Here is a 17,054-nt window from a genome sequence, read left to right on the forward strand (position 1 = left end):
AGCGTCTTTATCAGAAAACGTCTTAGCCAACCGGTGGAGAAAGCAATGCAGGATCGCAATTTTGATGATATTGCGGAAAAGTTTTCCCGTAACATTTACGGCACCACCAAAGGGCAGCTTCGACAGGCTATTCTGTGGCAGGATCTCGATCACGTGCTGGCGGAAATGGGCCCGCAAAAACTGCGTGTGCTGGATGCTGGCGGTGGTGAAGGGCAGACCGCAATCAAAATGGCCGAGCGTGGGCATCAGGTCATTTTATGCGATCTTTCTGCGCAGATGATCGACCGCGCAAAACAGGCGGCAGAAGCAAAAGGTGTGAGCGACAACATGCAATTTATACATTGCGCCGCTCAGGATGTTGCTTCGCATTTGGAAACGCCCGTTGATCTGATATTGTTCCATGCGGTGCTCGAGTGGGTGGCCGATCCCCGCAGTGTATTGCAGACCCTGTGGTCAGTGTTGCGTCCAGGCGGCGTGTTGTCGTTAATGTTCTACAATGCGCATGGTTTGTTGATGCATAACATGGTCGCCGGGAATTTTGATTACGTGCAGGCGGGAATGCCGAAAAAGAAAAAACGGACGCTTTCGCCAGATTATCCACGCGACCCGGCGCAGGTTTATCTGTGGCTGGAAGAAGCTGGTTGGCAAATTATGGGTAAGACAGGCGTTCGCGTGTTTCATGATTATCTGCGCGAGAAGCACCAGCAGCGCGACTGCTATGAAGCATTACTTGAATTAGAAACGCGTTATTGCCGTCAGGAACCGTATATTACCCTGGGGCGTTATATTCATGTCACCGCGCGCAAACCGCAGAGCAAGGATAAAGTATGAGTGAATTTTCCCAGACAGTCCCCGAACTGGTTGCCTGGGCCAGAAAAAATGACTTCTCCATCTCGCTGCCGGTAGACCGACTCTCTTTTCTGCTGGCGGTTGCCACGCTGAACGGCGAGCGTCTGGATGGTGAGATGAGTGAAGGCGAGCTGGTGGATGCATTCCGCCATGTGAGTGATGCGTTTGAGCAAACCAGCGAAACCATCGGCGTGCGCGCCAATAACGCGATCAACGACATGGTGCGTCAACGTCTGCTGAACCGCTTTACCAGCGAGCAGGCGGAAGGGAACGCAATTTACCGTCTGACGCCGCTCGGCATCGGCATTACTGACTACTACATCCGTCAGCGCGAGTTTTCTACGCTGCGTCTTTCTATGCAGTTGTCGATTGTGGCGGGTGAGCTCAAACGCGCAGCAGATGCCGCCGAAGAGGGCGGTGATGAATTTCACTGGCACCGTAATGTCTATGCGCCACTGAAATATTCGGTAGCAGAAATTTTCGACAGTATCGACCTGACGCAACGTCTGATGGACGAACAGCAGCAGCAGGTGAAGGACGATATCGCCCAGTTGCTGAACAAAGACTGGCGGGCGGCGATTTCCAGCTGTGAATTGTTGCTTTCGGAAACTTCCGGGACGCTGCGTGAATTGCAGGATACGCTGGAAGCGGCAGGCGACAAATTGCAGGCTAATCTGTTGCGCATTCAGGATGCGACGATGACCCATGACGATCTGCATTTCGTCGATCGTCTGGTGTTCGATCTGCAGAGCAAACTCGATCGTATTATCAGTTGGGGCCAGCAATCCATCGACTTGTGGATTGGCTACGACCGCCACGTACACAAATTTATTCGTACCGCGATCGATATGGATAAAAACCGCGTCTTTGCTCAGCGGTTACGTCAGTCGGTACAAACCTATTTTGATGAGCCGTGGGCGCTAACTTATGCCAATGCCGATCGTCTGCTGGATATGCGTGACGAAGAGATGGCACTGCGCGATGAAGAAGTGACTGGGGAACTTCCTGAGGATCTGGAATACGAAGAGTTTAACGAGATCCGCGAACAGCTGGCGGCGATCATCGAAGAACAACTTGCCGTGTACAAAACCAGACAAGTGCCGCTGGATCTTGGTCTGGTGGTACGCGAATATCTGTCACAGTATCCGCGTGCACGTCACTTTGACGTTGCGCGTATTGTTATTGATCAGGCGGTACGTCTTGGCGTAGCGCAAGCAGATTTCACCGGACTGCCAGCGAAATGGCAGCCGATTAATGATTACGGAGCCAAGGTACAGGCGCATGTCATCGACAAATATTGAACAAGTGATGCCGGTTAAGCTGGCGCAGGCGCTGGCGAATCCGTTATTTCCGGCGCTGGACAGCGCCTTACGTTCAGGCCGCCATATTGGCCTCGACGAACTGGATAATCATGCATTCCTGATGGATTTTCAGGAATATCTGGAAGAGTTTTACGCGCGTTATAACGTTGAGCTTATTCGCGCACCAGAAGGGTTCTTCTATTTACGCCCACGTTCCACCACGCTGATCCCTCGTTCCGTCTTGTCGGAACTGGATATGATGGTCGGGAAAATCCTCTGTTATCTCTATCTCAGCCCGGAACGGCTGGCGAATGAGGGGATTTTCACCCAGCAGGAACTGTACGACGAACTGCTCACCCTGGCCGATGAAGCAAAACTGCTGAAACTGGTGAACAACCGTTCAACCGGTTCAGACGTTGACCGTCAGAAGTTGCAGGAGAAAGTACGTTCTTCGCTCAACCGTCTGCGTCGTTTAGGCATGGTGTGGTTTATGGGCCACGACAGCAGCAAGTTTCGCATTACCGAATCGGTGTTCCGCTTCGGAGCCGATGTGCGTGCTGGCGACGATCCCCGTGAAGCACAGCGTCGCCTGATTCGTGATGGCGAAGCAATGCCGATTGAAAATCATCTGCAACTCAACGATGAAACCGAAGAAAATCAGCCAGATAGCGGAGAGGAAGAATAATGATTGAACGCGGTAAATTTCGCTCACTGACGCTGATTAACTGGAACGGCTTTTTTGCCCGAACTTTTGACCTTGACGAGCTGGTCACGACGCTTTCTGGCGGTAACGGGGCGGGTAAATCCACCACCATGGCGGCGTTCGTTACGGCGCTGATCCCCGACCTGACCCTGCTGCATTTCCGTAACACTACGGAAGCCGGGGCCACCAGCGGTTCGCGCGATAAAGGTCTGCACGGTAAGCTGAAAGCGGGTGTCTGTTATTCGATGCTCGACACCATTAACTCGCGCCACCAGCGCGTGGTGGTCGGTGTGCGTCTGCAACAGGTTGCCGGACGCGATCGTAAAGTGGATATCAAGCCGTTTGCCATTCAGGGACTGCCGATGTCGGTGCAGCCGACACAGCTGGTGACCGAAACCCTGAACGAACGCCAGGCGCGCGTGCTGCCGCTTAACGAGCTGAAAGACAAGCTCGAGGCGATGGAAGGCGTGCAGTTTAAACAGTTCAACTCCATTACTGATTACCACTCGCTGATGTTCGATCTGGGCATCATCGCGCGTCGTCTGCGCTCCGCATCTGACCGTAGCAAATTCTATCGTCTGATCGAAGCTTCGCTGTATGGCGGGATCTCCAGTGCCATTACCCGTTCTCTGCGCGACTACCTGTTGCCGGAAAACAGCGGCGTGCGTAAAGCGTTCCAGGACATGGAAGCGGCGCTGCGTGAAAACCGTATGACGCTGGAAGCGATTCGTGTCACCCAGTCGGACCGTGACCTGTTTAAGCATCTGATCAGCGAAGCTACCAACTACGTGGCGGCGGACTACATGCGTCACGCCAACGAGCGCCGTGTCCATCTCGACAAAGCCCTGGAGTTTCGTCGCGAGTTACATACTTCGCGTCAGCAACTGGCGGCTGAGCAGTACAAACACGTCGATATGGCGCGTGAGCTGGCAGAGCACAACGGTGCCGAAGGCGATCTGGAAGCGGATTATCAGGCGGCCAGCGATCACCTGAACCTGGTGCAAACCGCACTGCGTCAGCAGGAGAAGATCGAACGCTACGAAGCGGATCTCGATGAGCTGCAGATCCGTCTGGAAGAGCAAAACGAAGTGGTGGCAGAAGCCATCGAACGCCAGGAAGAGAACGAGGCTCGCGCGGAAGCTGCCGAACTGGAAGTGGACGAGCTGAAAAGCCAGCTTGCTGACTACCAGCAGGCGCTGGACGTCCAGCAAACGCGCGCGATCCAGTATAACCAGGCGATTGCTGCGCTTAATCGCGCCAAAGAACTGTGCCATCTGCCGGACTTAACCGCCGACAGCGCCGCCGAATGGCTGGAAACCTTCCAGGCGAAAGAGCTGGAAGCGACTGAAAAAATGCTCTCTCTTGAGCAGAAAATGAGCATGGCGCAAACCGCGCACAGCCAGTTTGAGCAGGCTTATCAGCTGGTGGTGGCAATCAACGGCCCGCTGGCGCGTAACGAGGCGTGGGATGTCGCTCGCGAACTATTGCGCGAAGGGGTCGATCAGCGTCACCTGGCAGAGCAGGTTCAACCGTTGCGGATGCGCTTAAGTGAACTGGAACAGCGTCTGCGCGAGCAGCAAGAAGCCGAACGCCTGCTGGCAGACTTCTGCAAACGTCAGGGCAAGAATTTTGATATTGATGAACTGGAAGCTCTGCATCAGGAGCTGGAAGCGCGCATTGCCTCTCTTTCCGATAGCGTGTCTAACGCCCGTGAAGAGCGCATGGCACTGCGCCAGGAACAGGAACAGCTGCAGTCTCGCATTCAGAGTTTGATGCAGCGTGCGCCGGTTTGGCTGGCAGCGCAAAACAGTCTCAACCAGTTGAGCGAGCAGTGCGGTGAAGAGTTTACCTCCAGCCAGGACGTCACCGAATATCTGCAACAGTTGCTGGAGCGTGAGCGAGAGGCGATTGTTGAACGCGATGAAGTGGGCGCGCGCAAAAACGCTGTCGATGAAGAGATCGAACGTTTAAGCCAGCCTGGCGGCTCTGAAGATCAGCGTCTGAACGCGCTGGCGGAGCGTTTTGGCGGCGTGCTGCTGTCAGAAATTTATGACGACGTTAGCCTGGAAGATGCGCCGTACTTCTCAGCGCTGTATGGCCCGTCACGCCACGCCATCGTGGTGCCAGATCTGTCACAGGTAACTGAACACCTGGAAGGCTTGACCGATTGCCCGGAAGATCTCTATCTGATCGAAGGAGATCCGCAGTCATTCGATGACAGCGTGTTCAGCGTTGATGAGCTGGAAAAAGCGGTAGTGGTGAAAATCGCCGATCGTCAGTGGCGTTATTCACGTTTCCCGGAAGTGCCGCTGTTTGGTCGTGCTGCGCGTGAAAGCCGTATTGAAAGCCTCCATGCCGAGCGTGAAGTGCTTTCCGAACGCTTCGCCACGCTCTCCTTTGATGTACAGAAAACTCAGCGTCTGCATCAGGCGTTCAGCCGCTTTATCGGCAGTCATCTGGCGGTTGCGTTTGAGTCTGACCCGGAAGCAGAAATCCGTCAACTGAACAGCCGTCGCGTCGAACTGGAGCGGGCGTTGAGTAATCATGAAAATGATAACCAGCAGCAGCGTATTCAGTTTGAGCAGGCGAAAGAAGGCGTTACGGCGCTGAACCGCATTCTGCCGCGTCTCAACCTGTTGGCTGATGACAGCCTGGCGGATCGCGTCGATGAAATCCGCGAACGTCTGGATGAAGCCCAGGAAGCCGCGCGTTTTGTTCAGCAGTTTGGCAATCAACTGGCGAAACTGGAACCGATCGTTTCGGTATTGCAGAGCGACCCGGAACAGTTCGAACAGCTAAAAGAAGATTACGCGTACTCTCAGCAGATGCAGCGCGATGCCCGTCAGCAGGCGTTTGCCCTGACGGAAGTGGTGCAGCGTCGTGCGCACTTTAGCTATTCTGACTCGGCAGAAATGCTGAGCGGTAATAGCGATCTCAACGAAAAGCTGCGTGAACGTCTGGAACAGGCGGAAGCGGAGCGTACTCGCGCTCGTGAAGCGTTGCGTGGTCACGCAGCGCAGTTGAGTCAGTACAACCAGGTGCTGGCTTCGCTGAAAAGTTCTTACGACACCAAAAAAGAGCTACTCAACGATCTGCAACGTGAATTGCAGGATATCGGCGTGCGCGCCGATAGCGGGGCAGAAGAGCGGGCGCGAATTCGCCGTGACGAGCTGCATGCGCAACTGAGTAATAACCGGTCCCGCCGCAACCAGCTGGAAAAAGCACTGACTTTCTGCGAAGCGGAGATGGACAATCTGACCCGCAAACTGCGCAAGCTGGAGCGGGATTACTTTGAGATGCGCGAGCAGGTAGTGACCGCCAAAGCGGGCTGGTGTGCAGTGATGCGCATGGTGAAAGATAACGGCGTTGAACGGCGCTTACACCGTCGCGAGCTGGCTTATCTCTCCGCTGATGATTTGCGCTCTATGTCGGATAAGGCATTGGGTGCGCTGCGTCTGGCGGTGGCGGATAACGAACATCTGCGCGACGTGCTGCGCATGTCGGAAGATCCAAAACGTCCGGAACGTAAAATTCAGTTCTTCGTGGCGGTTTATCAGCATCTGCGTGAACGTATTCGTCAGGATATTATTCGTACCGATGATCCGGTGGAAGCCATCGAGCAGATGGAAATCGAACTTAGCCGACTGACCGAGGAGTTAACCTCCCGCGAACAGAAACTGGCGATCAGTTCCCGCAGCGTGGCGAACATCATTCGCAAAACCATTCAGCGCGAGCAGAACCGTATCCGTATGCTCAACCAGGGGTTGCAGAACGTATCGTTTGGTCAGGTGAACAGCGTACGTCTGAACGTGAACGTGCGTGAAACGCACGCCATGCTGCTGGATGTGCTCTCTGAACAGCACGAGCAGCATCAGGATCTGTTTAACAGCAACCGTCTGACCTTCTCGGAAGCGCTGGCGAAATTGTATCAGCGTCTTAATCCGCAGATTGATATGGGGCAGCGCACGCCGCAGACCATTGGCGAAGAACTGCTGGATTACCGCAACTATCTGGAAATGGAAGTTGAGGTTAATCGTGGTTCCGATGGCTGGTTGCGCGCAGAGTCTGGTGCATTGTCGACCGGTGAGGCGATTGGTACCGGTATGTCGATTCTGGTGATGGTGGTACAAAGCTGGGAAGATGAATCTCGCCGCCTGCGCGGTAAAGATATCTCTCCTTGCCGCCTGCTGTTCCTCGATGAAGCAGCGCGACTGGATGCTCGTTCTATCGCCACGCTGTTTGAATTGTGTGAACGTTTGCAAATGCAGCTCATCATCGCAGCGCCGGAAAATATCAGCCCGGAGAAAGGCACCACCTATAAACTGGTGCGTAAAGTCTTCCAGAATACCGAACACGTTCACGTCGTCGGCCTGCGAGGATTTGCGCCGCAACTCCCTGAAACGCTTCCAGGAAGTGACGAAGCGCCTTCTCAGGCGAGTTAAAATTAAGGCGGCAGCAATGCCGCCTTTTCTTTTTCCGAAAACTCCGTTTCTGCACTAAAAAAGTGGCACATTACGGCGCGCTTTTCTTTAAACTTCTTTACATTAGGTTATGTAAAAACGTATCGGCGTTTATATACTGAAGATAAGCCTGATGAGTAACAGGCTTGCTCGTCATACTTTCGTGAGTATTGGCGTTGTACAGGCAAGTCGTAAAATAACAGCCTGGCTATTCAGAGTATGATAAAAACAGGGGGCAAGGGATGTTGCTTAATATGATGTGTGGTCGTCGGCTGTCGGCAATCAGTTTGTGCCTGGCCGTAACATTCGCTCCACTGTTCAATGCGCAGGCCGATGAGCCTGAAGTAATCCCTGGCGACAGCCCGGTGGCTGTCAGTGAACAGGGCGAGGCACTGCCGCAGGCGCAAGCCACGGCAATAATGGCGGGGATCCAGCCATTGCCTGAAGGTGCGGCAGAAAAAGCCCGCACGCAAATCGAATCTCAATTACCCGCAGGTTACAAGCCGGTTTATCTTAACCAGCTTCAACTGTTGTATGCCGCACGCGATATGCAACCCATGTGGGAAAACCGTGATGCTGTTAAAGCCTTCCAGCAACAGCTGGCAGAGGTGGCGATTGCCGGTTTCCAGCCGCAGTTTAATAAATGGGTAGAGTTACTGACCGATCCTGGTGTTAACGGGATGGCACGCGACGTAGTGCTCTCTGATGCGATGATGGGCTATCTCCATTTCATTGCAAATATTCCGGTCAAAGGCACTCGCTGGCTATATAGCAGTAAACCTTATGCACTTGCAACGCCGCCGCTCTCGGTGATTAACCAATGGCAGCTGGCGCTGGATAAAGGTCAATTGCCTACGTTTGTTGCTGGACTGGCACCGCAGCATCCGCAATATGCGGCGATGCATGAATCGTTACTGGCCTTACTCAGTGACACCAAACCGTGGCCCCAACTGACCGGCAAAGCAACGTTGCGCCCAGGGCAGTGGAGTAACGACGTACCGGCGTTGCGCGAAATATTGCAACGCACAGGCATGTTGGACGGGGGGCCGAAAATTACTCTACCTGGCGATGACACGCCAACTGACGCGGTAGTCAGCCCATCCGCTGTTACTGTTGAAACAGCAGAAACTAAGCCGATGGACAAGCAAACGACATCTCGTAGTAAACCTGCGCCTGCCGTTCGCGCCGCCTACGATAATGAACTGGTGGAAGCCGTTAAACGTTTTCAGGCATGGCAAGGATTGGGGGCAGATGGTGCTATTGGCCCGGCAACACGTGACTGGTTAAACGTAACGCCCGCCCAGCGTGCTGGCGTGTTGGCTCTCAACATCCAGCGATTGCGCTTGCTGCCAACAGAGCTTTCTACCGGGATCATGGTTAACATTCCGGCCTATTCGCTGGTCTACTATCAGAACGGCAATCAGGTGCTGGATTCGCGAGTCATTGTCGGTCGCCCCGATCGCAAAACGCCGATGATGAGCAGTGCCCTTAACAACGTAGTGGTAAACCCGCCGTGGAACGTACCTCCAACTCTGGCACGCAAAGATATTCTGCCAAAAGTGCGCAACGATCCGGGATATCTCGAAAGCCATGGCTATACGGTGATGCGCGGCTGGAACAGCAGAGAAGCGATTGACCCATGGCAGGTTGACTGGTCTACAATCACGGCCTCGAATTTACCGTTCCGCTTCCAGCAGGCTCCAGGCCCACGGAACTCGCTGGGGCGCTATAAATTCAATATGCCGAGTTCAGAGGCCATTTATTTGCATGACACGCCGAACCACAATCTGTTCAAGCGTGATACACGCGCATTGAGCTCAGGCTGTGTACGAGTGAATAAAGCTTCCGATCTGGCGAATATGCTGTTGCAGGATGCAGGCTGGAATGACAAACGTATTTCTGATGCGCTGAAGCAGGGTGATACACGTTACGTCAATATTCGGCAGTCGATTCCGGTGAATCTCTACTACCTGACGGCCTTTGTTGGTGCAGATGGTCGTACCCAGTATCGTACAGATATTTACAATTATGATCTGCCTGCGCGATCCAGCTCGCAAATCGTATCGAAAGCGGAACAATTAATCAGGTAAATGAAGTAGTTCGGGGAAATCAGTTGTCGTAATAATTAGCATGATTGGGGGCGATTCTCTGCAGCCCCCGTCACTGCTGGGGTTGAGTCATCTTGACGTCTGCTTTACGGGCGGTTAAGGTGCCTCTTGTGCGCCAGAAGTGCATATAAACGATAACATTGACCTGTAGACTTGATTATCATGGACAAATTCGACGCTAATCGCCGCAAATTGCTGGCGCTTGGTGGCGTTGCACTCGGTGCCGCCATCCTGCCGACCCCTGCGTTTGCAACACTCTCTACCCCACGCCCGCGCATTTTGACACTCAATAATCTTCATACCGGAGAGTCAATCAAAGCGGAGTTTTTCGATGGCAGAGGCTATATTCAGGAAGAATTGGCAAAACTTAACCATTTTTTCCGCGATTACCGCGCGAACAAAATAAAGTCCATCGACCCAGGATTATTCGACCAGTTGTATCGCCTGCAAGGGTTGTTAGGCACGCGCAAACCGGTGCAACTCATTTCCGGTTATCGTTCTATTGATACCAACAATGAACTACGCGCCCGCAGCCGTGGAGTAGCGAAGAAAAGCTATCACACTAAAGGCCAGGCGATGGATTTCCATATTGAAGGTATCGCGTTAAGCAATATTCGCAAAGCCGCGTTATCTATGCGCGCAGGTGGTGTAGGATATTATCCACGTAGTAACTTTGTGCATATTGATACCGGGCCAGCACGGCACTGGTAGTAATTGCTTAACGAAACAGGGGCAGTATGAACTATCGTATTATTCCGGTCACCGCATTCTCCCAGAACTGTTCATTAATCTGGTGTGAACAAACCCGTCTGGCCGCACTGGTCGATCCTGGCGGCGATGCGGAAAAAATCAAACAGGAAGTTGATGACAGCGGCCTGACACTGATGCAGATCCTGCTGACGCATGGTCATCTGGACCACGTTGGCGCAGCGGCGGAACTGGCGCAACATTACGGCGTGCCGGTTTTTGGCCCGGAAAAAGAAGATGAGTTCTGGCTGCAAGGCTTGCCTGCGCAAAGTCGTATGTTTGGTCTGGAAGAGTGCCAGCCGCTGACGCCAGATCGTTGGCTGAACGAAGGCGATACCATCAGCATAGGGAATGTGACTTTACAGGTGTTACATTGCCCTGGGCATACGCCGGGTCATGTCGTGTTTTTTGATGATCGGGCAAAGCTGCTGATTTCTGGCGATGTTATTTTCAAAGGCGGAGTAGGGCGCAGTGACTTCCCGCGTGGCGATCATAATCAACTGATTTCTTCAATCAAAGATAAATTGCTGCCACTGGGGGATGACGTTACATTTATTCCGGGTCACGGACCATTATCCACACTTGGTTATGAACGCCTGCATAATCCCTTCCTGCAAGACGAAATGCCCGTCTGGTAAGGCACATAAAAAAGCCCGCTTTTAATGCGGGCCTGGATTTCTGGCAAAGTGCGCTTTGTTTATGCCGGATGCGGCACGAGCGCCTTATCCGGCCTACAAAATCGTGCAAATTCAAAATATTGCAGGGGACGCGTAGGCCTGATAAGCGTAGCGCATCAGGCAATGTTGCGTTTGTCATCAGTCTCAGCCCGCTTTTCAGCGGGCTTCATTGTTTTTAATGCTTACAGCACTGCCACAATCGCTTCGCACAGCGGAGCCATGTTATCTGGTGTCATCCCGGCCACATTTACGCGACCAGAAGCAACCGCATATACGCCAAACTCTTCGCGCAGACGCAGCACTTGTTCTTTTGTCAGGCCACTGAAGGAGAACATGCCGTTCTGTTTGATGATAAAGCTGAAGTCGCGGTTTGCGCCTTTTTCCTGCAGCGTATTGACGAACAACTGACGCATACGCTGAATACGCTGGCGCATATCAGTCAGCTCTTGTTCCCAAATCGCACGTAACGCATCGTTGCTCAGGATGGTGGCAACAACAGAAGCGCCGTGTGCTGGTGGGTTAGAGTAGTTAGCGCGAATCGCCGCTTTCATTTGGCTGAATGCGCGATCAACGGTTTCACTGTCGGCAGCAACCAGAGTACAAGCGCCAACACGCTCGTTGTACAGGCCAAAGTTTTTAGAGTAGGAACTGGCAACAATCAGCTCTTTATGCATAGCCGCGAAAGCGCGCAGTCCTTCAGCATCTTCTTCCAGACCACGGGCAAAACCCTGGTAAGCGAAGTCAAACAGCGGTAACCAGCCTTTCTCAACTGAGAGTTGTGCCAGTGTCTGCCATTGTTCCAGCGTAGGGTCGATACCGGTTGGGTTATGGCAGCAGCCATGGAACAGCACTACGTCGCCAGCCTGAGCTTCATTCAGGCTGTTAATCAGTGCATCGAAGTCAAGAGTGTGATTTTCCGCATCATAATAAGCGTATTCACGAACTTCCAGACCTGCAGAGTTAAAGACGCTCTTATGGTTCGGCCAGCTTGGGTTGCTCACCCACACTCGCTTAACGCTGGTATTTTTTGCCAGGAAATCGGCAGCTACGCGTAGTGCGCCAGTGCCCCCCGGAGTCTGTGCCGTGCGAGCACGTTTGTCATTGATCAGGGCGCTACCTTTACCAAACAGCAGTTCCTGAGTGCAGCGACCAAATTCAGGGATGCCGTCAATGCCGAGGTAATTTTTGGTGGTTTCATTTTCGAGCAGATACTGTTCAGCCTTTTTCACGCTGGTCAGTACCGGGGTTTTGCCCGTCTCATCTTTATAGACACCAATCCCGAGGTTAATTTTGCCGGGACGTTCATCGGCACGAAACAGATCGGCCAGGCCCAGAATCGGGTCGGCAGGAGCGGCGGTAATGTTCTCAAACATGACGAGGTTCCATTATGGTTACAGAAGGGAAGTCCGCTATCAGGGTAACGGGAGATTTACAAAATTCCAACTATTACTGATGAAAACGCAGGCTGTTTTTGCAAGACGTGAGATTGCTCTGGAAGGTATAAAAAAAACAGGACCAAAGTCCTGTTTTTTCGGCATTTAACAAAGAGGTGTGCTATTAGAACTGGTAAACGATACCCACAGCAACGGTGTCGTCTGAACCTACGCCCAGTTTGTTGTCAGAATCGATCTGGTTGATGATGTAGTCAACATAGGTGGACATGTTTTTGTTGAAGTAGTAGGTTGCGCCCACTTCAAAGTAGTTCACCAGATCAACATCACCGATACCTTCTACGTCTTTCGCTTTAGATTTGGTGTAAGCGATGGACGGACGCAGACCGAAATCGAACTGGTATTGCGCAACTAACAGAACGTCTTGCGTTTTGTTGGCGAAGCCGCTGGTGTTTGTAAATTTATTAGTGATCGGCGTAGCGTTACGGGTTTCACCGTAGTTCGCTGCCAGGTAGATGTTGTTCGCGTCGTACTTCAGACCAGTAGCCCACTGTTCAGCTTTTTTACCGTTGCCAAGAGGTTGAGCTTCTTGCAGGTTGGTACGGTCAGCTGCACCATAAGCACCAACGATACCAAAGCCTTCGTATTCGTAGCTGATAGAACCGCCAACACCGTCGCCGTTAGAACGGCGTGCAGTGTCACGCTCGTTTTTACCCAGGTACTGAACAGCGAAGTTCAGGCCATCAACCAGACCAAAGAAGTTGGAGTTACGATAGGTAGCAACGCCGCCAACACGACCAACGAAGAAGTCATCGCTGTATGCAGTATCACCACCAAATTCTGGCAGCATATCGGTGTAACCCAGTGCATCATAAACCACACCGTAGTTACGGCCGTAATCGAAAGAACCAACGTCAGCGTATTTAAGACCCGCGAATGCCAGACGCGTTTTGTTACCAGTTTGAGCGTCAGCGCCTTCAGAGTTGTTACCCTGGAAGTTATATTCCCACTGACCATAACCGGTCAGATCGGAATTGATTTGAGTTTCCCCTTTAAAACCAAGACGGGCATAGGTCATGTCGCCATTGCCACCGTAACTGTTTTCACCGTTACCCTTGGAAAAATAATGCAGACCAACAGCTTTACCGTACAGATCTACTTTGTTGCCATCTTTGTTATAGATTTCTGCAGCGTTTGCAGTACCTGCTACTAACAGAGCAGGGACGATCACTGCCAGAATATTGCGCTTCATCATTATTTATTACCCTCATGGTTTTTTTTATGACACCTGCCACTGCCTTCAATAAGTTCTGTCAATAAAAATTTACGGAACTATTGATGAGAGTTTGGTGTCTTTATGTGTCTGCAGGCATCTTTCCATTCAAACTAACGTTTCGCTACCGTGAAAGTGCTACAAAGATAAAGATTTAGTTTCAAAAAGAAAAAATATGTAACCAAAAGTAAAAATTAAGGAACTTTGTGAACACCGTCATATTTCCATAGAAACGTGATGATATTTACAGCAATTTTTATCTATTTATATGATTTACTTATATTTAAATTAACTAAACGGAAATTTTGTTTCTGATGGAAACTTTATCGACCTGGCACAAAATCCTCTTTCAGACATCCAGAATGCCAAAAAATAGTATGAAAATTGTGCTATCAGCTAAGAAAAAACTAATCCGCAATAAGAATGCGGGTTATTTTTTGTGCGTAAATGTTGCAATGTAATATTCCGTAACAGGATGATCGTTATGGCGGGGTTGCAAATAGATTGCTTGACTTAACAAACAGATAACTTGACAGAAAGGATAAAAAAGAGCCAGCAGGCGCTGGCTCTTTGAGGAAGAAAATCAGAAGCTGGCGTTGCGCGGAGTACGTGGGAACGGAATCACATCACGCACGTTTTGCACGCCAGTTACGTAAGCAATCAGGCGTTCAAAACCAAGACCGAAACCTGAATGCGGAACAGTACCGTAGCGACGCAGATCGCGATACCACCAGTAATCTTCTTTATTCAGGCCCATTTCCAGCATACGCTCGTCCAGAACGTCCAGACGTTCTTCACGCTGGGAGCCACCAATGATCTCACCGATGCCCGGAGCCAGAACGTCCATAGCCGCAACGGTTTTACCGTCTTCGTTGAGGCGCATATAGAACGCTTTAATATCTTTCGGATAGTTTTTAACCACTACCGGTGCTTTAAAGTGTTCTTCCGCCAGATAACGCTCATGCTCAGAAGAGAGATCGACGCCCCAGTAAACCGGGTTTTCAAACTTCCTGCCGCAGTTTTCGAGAATGGTCACTGCGTCGGTGTAATCCACCTGCGCGAAATCGGCCTCAATGAAGCGTTCCAGACGTGAAACGGCATCTTTATCTACGCGTTCAGCGAAGAATTTCATGTCGTCTGCGCGTTCTTCGAGAACCGCTTTGAAGACATATTTCAGCATGGCTTCAGCCAGACCCGCGATATCGTTCAGGTTAGCAAACGCCACTTCCGGCTCCAGCATCCAGAATTCCGCCAGGTGACGGCTGGTGTTGGAGTTTTCAGCACGGAAAGTCGGGCCGAAGGTATAAATTTTGGATAATGCGCAAGCGTAGGTTTCGCCGTTCAACTGGCCAGATACGGTCAGGAAAGACTCTTTACCAAAGAAGTCTTTGTCGAAATCCACTTTGCCCTGATCGTTACGCGGCAGGTTTTCCAGATCCAGCGTAGAAACGCGGAACATTTCGCCTGCACCTTCGGTATCAGATGCGGTAATCAGTGGCGTTGAAACCCAGAAGAATCCCTGCTCGTTAAAGAAGCGATGCAGCGCCTGCGCCAGCGTATGGCGAACGCGCGCGACGGCACCAATCAGGTTTGTGCGCGGACGCAGGTGAGCGACTTCACGCAGATACTCAATGCTGTGGCGTTTTGCCGCCATCGGGTAAGTGTCTGGATCTTCAACCCAACCAGCAACTTCAACTTTGCTGGCCTGAATTTCAAATTGTTGCCCCTGGCCCGGCGACGCCACGACTTTACCCGTCACAATGACCGAGCAGCCGGTGGTCAGACGCAGGACGTCTTCATTGTAATTGGGCAGAGAATTATTGATGACAGCCTGTACAGGATCAAAGCAGGAACCGTCATAAACGGCGAGGAAGGAGATGCCAGCTTTTGAATCTCGGCGGGTACGTACCCATCCGCGTACGGTGACTTCGCTGTCAACGGCTACGCGGCCCTGGAGTACGTCGGCTACAGGCACAACGCTCATAATATTCTCTCTGTTAATAGTCGGAAAAAATAAACACTTGTCCACCCGTAAATGGGGGGATACCTATGTTACCTGGCATCTGCAATCAGACAAGCAGAATTCGCAAATGCAGCGAAAGATTTCGGAATTAAAGGTAAAAAAAGGGAGCCGATTAGCTCCCTGATGATATTAACTGGCTTTTTTAATATGCGGAAGGTCGAACGCTTTGCGCAGCGCCCGAACAAACGCTTTATCGTGGCAGATAGTTTTGCCAGGGCTGTCAGAAAGTTTCGCCACCGGTTTACCGTTACACTCAACCAACTTAATCACAATATTCAGGGGTTTTACCTGGGGGATATCGCAGGTCAGGCGAGTCCCAATACCAAAACTTAATTGCACGCGGGAAGAGAAGTGGCGGTATAGCTCAACCGCTTTGCGTAAATCCAGATTGTCAGAGAAAACCAGAGTTTTACTCTGTGGATCAATTCCCAGCTTTTCATAATGTGCAATGGCTTTTTCACCCCATTCAACCGGGTCGCCAGAGTCATGACGCAGGCCCTGATAGCGACTGGCGAACTCGACACCGAAATCACGCAGGAAAGCATCCATAGTGATGCAGTCGGTTAATGCAATGCCAAGTTGGTCGGGATATTCTTCCAGCCAGGCAGCAAGTGCAGCTCGCTGGCTGTTGGCTAGATCCGGGCTGATTTGCTGATGTGCCTGGAACCATTCGTGTGCCTGTGTTCCCATCGGCGTGAGGGAAAGCCGACGCGCCAGATCGTAGTTGCTGGTGCCCACGAACCAGGATTCCTGTTGCAGACGCTTAACGATGGTTTCTTGTACTTCGCGAGAAAAACGGCGACGGGTGCCAAAATCCATAAGATGGAAGCGCGACATATCAAGGCCGGCGGTTAACGCCGAGAAGTCGACTAATTTGCTTTCCAGCGTGTCGAGGGCTTGCGCAACGTCGGCCTGCGGTGAGCGATAGCGATGTACCATTTCACTGATAACCGCCAGCAAAGGAACTTCCCAGAGGATGACTTCACGCCACGGGCCGCTTAAACGAATATCCAGCTTGCCATTATCGTTGGATACGGTGACTTGTTCCGGGTTAAAGCGGAACTCGCGTAACCAGTTAAGATAGTCGGCCTTAAAGAAAGGCAGAGCAGAGAGCCACTGATATTCATCATCCTGCAGGCGCAGGTGCTGCATCGCCTGAATCTGTTCACGAATAGCATCGGCATAAATACCCAGCAGATCGTCACCTCGGCAACGAAACTCCGCCGCGACATGCACATCGTAATAGTGATGAAACACGGCTTGCTGCATATGCAACTTATAAGCATCTGTATCCAGCAACGAGTGCAGAACAGGAGAAGCGAATTGTGTCATAGGTGCGCAGTAGCGTCCTCGTACAGGAGCGTTTAGTACAATAAACATCTTCAGGAACTGCTGGAGTATACCTTGTTTCGCAATTTATTGAACCCCGATCACACCATATGCCACCTTTCTGGTCGATGGCATTACGCGGTGTATGTTATAAAAATGTAGCAATAAAGGCGTTTGTACCTGAAAAGATGAA

11 protein-coding genes are annotated in these 17,054 nt (G+C 51.6%); 7 read left to right on the top strand and 4 right to left on the bottom strand.

All coding sequences use genetic code 11. The features are described 5' to 3' along the window. The first annotated feature begins 45 nt into the window (after positions 1 to 45). From cmoM to gloC, 7 genes are all read left to right on the top strand, one after another. Positions 46 to 831: a tRNA uridine 5-oxyacetic acid(34) methyltransferase CmoM gene (cmoM, locus tag ACJHXA_RS11585; RefSeq protein WP_001297198.1), complete on the top strand. Its 786-nt coding sequence runs from the start codon at positions 46 to 48 to the stop codon at positions 829 to 831. After that, positions 828 to 2,150: a chromosome partition protein MukF gene (mukF, locus tag ACJHXA_RS11590; RefSeq protein WP_001288850.1), complete on the top strand. Its 1,323-nt coding sequence runs from the start codon at positions 828 to 830 to the stop codon at positions 2,148 to 2,150. The genes cmoM and mukF overlap by 4 nt, the downstream gene beginning before the upstream one ends. Beyond that, entirely contained in the window at positions 2,131 to 2,835 is a 705-nt protein-coding gene (gene mukE, locus ACJHXA_RS11595; RefSeq protein ID WP_001295347.1) for a chromosome partition protein MukE, read from the top strand. The genes mukF and mukE overlap by 20 nt, the downstream gene beginning before the upstream one ends. Further along, positions 2,835 to 7,295 carry a chromosome partition protein MukB gene (mukB, locus tag ACJHXA_RS11600; protein WP_000572668.1) on the top strand — a complete coding sequence of 1,487 codons (4,461 nt, stop codon included), beginning with the start codon at positions 2,835 to 2,837 and terminating at the stop codon, positions 7,293 to 7,295. The genes mukE and mukB overlap by 1 nt, the downstream gene beginning before the upstream one ends. Before the next feature lie 260 nt (positions 7,296 to 7,555). Next, positions 7,556 to 9,403 (top strand): L,D-transpeptidase, encoded by a 1,848-nt coding sequence (gene ldtD, locus ACJHXA_RS11605; protein ID WP_000925997.1) that lies wholly within the window; start codon positions 7,556 to 7,558, stop codon positions 9,401 to 9,403. Positions 9,404 to 9,583: 180 nt separating this feature from the next. Further along, entirely contained in the window at positions 9,584 to 10,132 is a 549-nt protein-coding gene (locus ACJHXA_RS11610; protein WP_001295932.1) for a YcbK family protein, read from the top strand. A 26-nt stretch (positions 10,133 to 10,158) separates the two neighbouring features. Continuing rightward, a complete protein-coding gene (gene gloC, locus ACJHXA_RS11615; protein WP_001109487.1) occupies positions 10,159 to 10,806 on the top strand; it encodes a hydroxyacylglutathione hydrolase GloC in 648 nt (215 codons plus the stop codon). A gap of 221 nt (positions 10,807 to 11,027) precedes the next feature. Here gloC and aspC read toward each other — a convergent pair whose 3' ends face one another. The 4 genes from aspC to pncB all read right to left on the bottom strand — a co-directional run bounded on the left by aspC (position 11,028) and on the right by pncB (position 16,864). Next, a complete protein-coding gene (gene aspC, locus ACJHXA_RS11620; protein ID WP_000462687.1) occupies positions 11,028 to 12,218 on the bottom strand; it encodes an aspartate transaminase in 1,191 nt (396 codons plus the stop codon). 184 nt (positions 12,219 to 12,402) lie between these two features. Further along, entirely contained in the window at positions 12,403 to 13,491 is a 1,089-nt protein-coding gene (gene ompF / locus ACJHXA_RS11625) for a porin OmpF (protein ID WP_000977920.1), read from the bottom strand. 601 nt (positions 13,492 to 14,092) lie between these two features. Further along, a complete protein-coding gene (gene asnS / locus ACJHXA_RS11630; protein ID WP_000117881.1) occupies positions 14,093 to 15,493 on the bottom strand; it encodes an asparagine--tRNA ligase in 1,401 nt (466 codons plus the stop codon). A gap of 168 nt (positions 15,494 to 15,661) precedes the next feature. Next, the gene (pncB, locus tag ACJHXA_RS11635) at positions 15,662 to 16,864 is read right to left on the bottom strand and encodes a nicotinate phosphoribosyltransferase (RefSeq protein ID WP_001297200.1); all 1,203 of its coding nucleotides are present in this window, start codon (positions 16,862 to 16,864) and stop codon (positions 15,662 to 15,664) included. Between the last annotated feature and the right edge of the window lie 190 nt (positions 16,865 to 17,054).

Origin of the sequence: Escherichia sp. WS33 (assembly GCF_046486385.1) — a bacterium.
Classification (GTDB): Bacteria; Pseudomonadota; Gammaproteobacteria; order Enterobacterales; family Enterobacteriaceae; genus ECMA0423.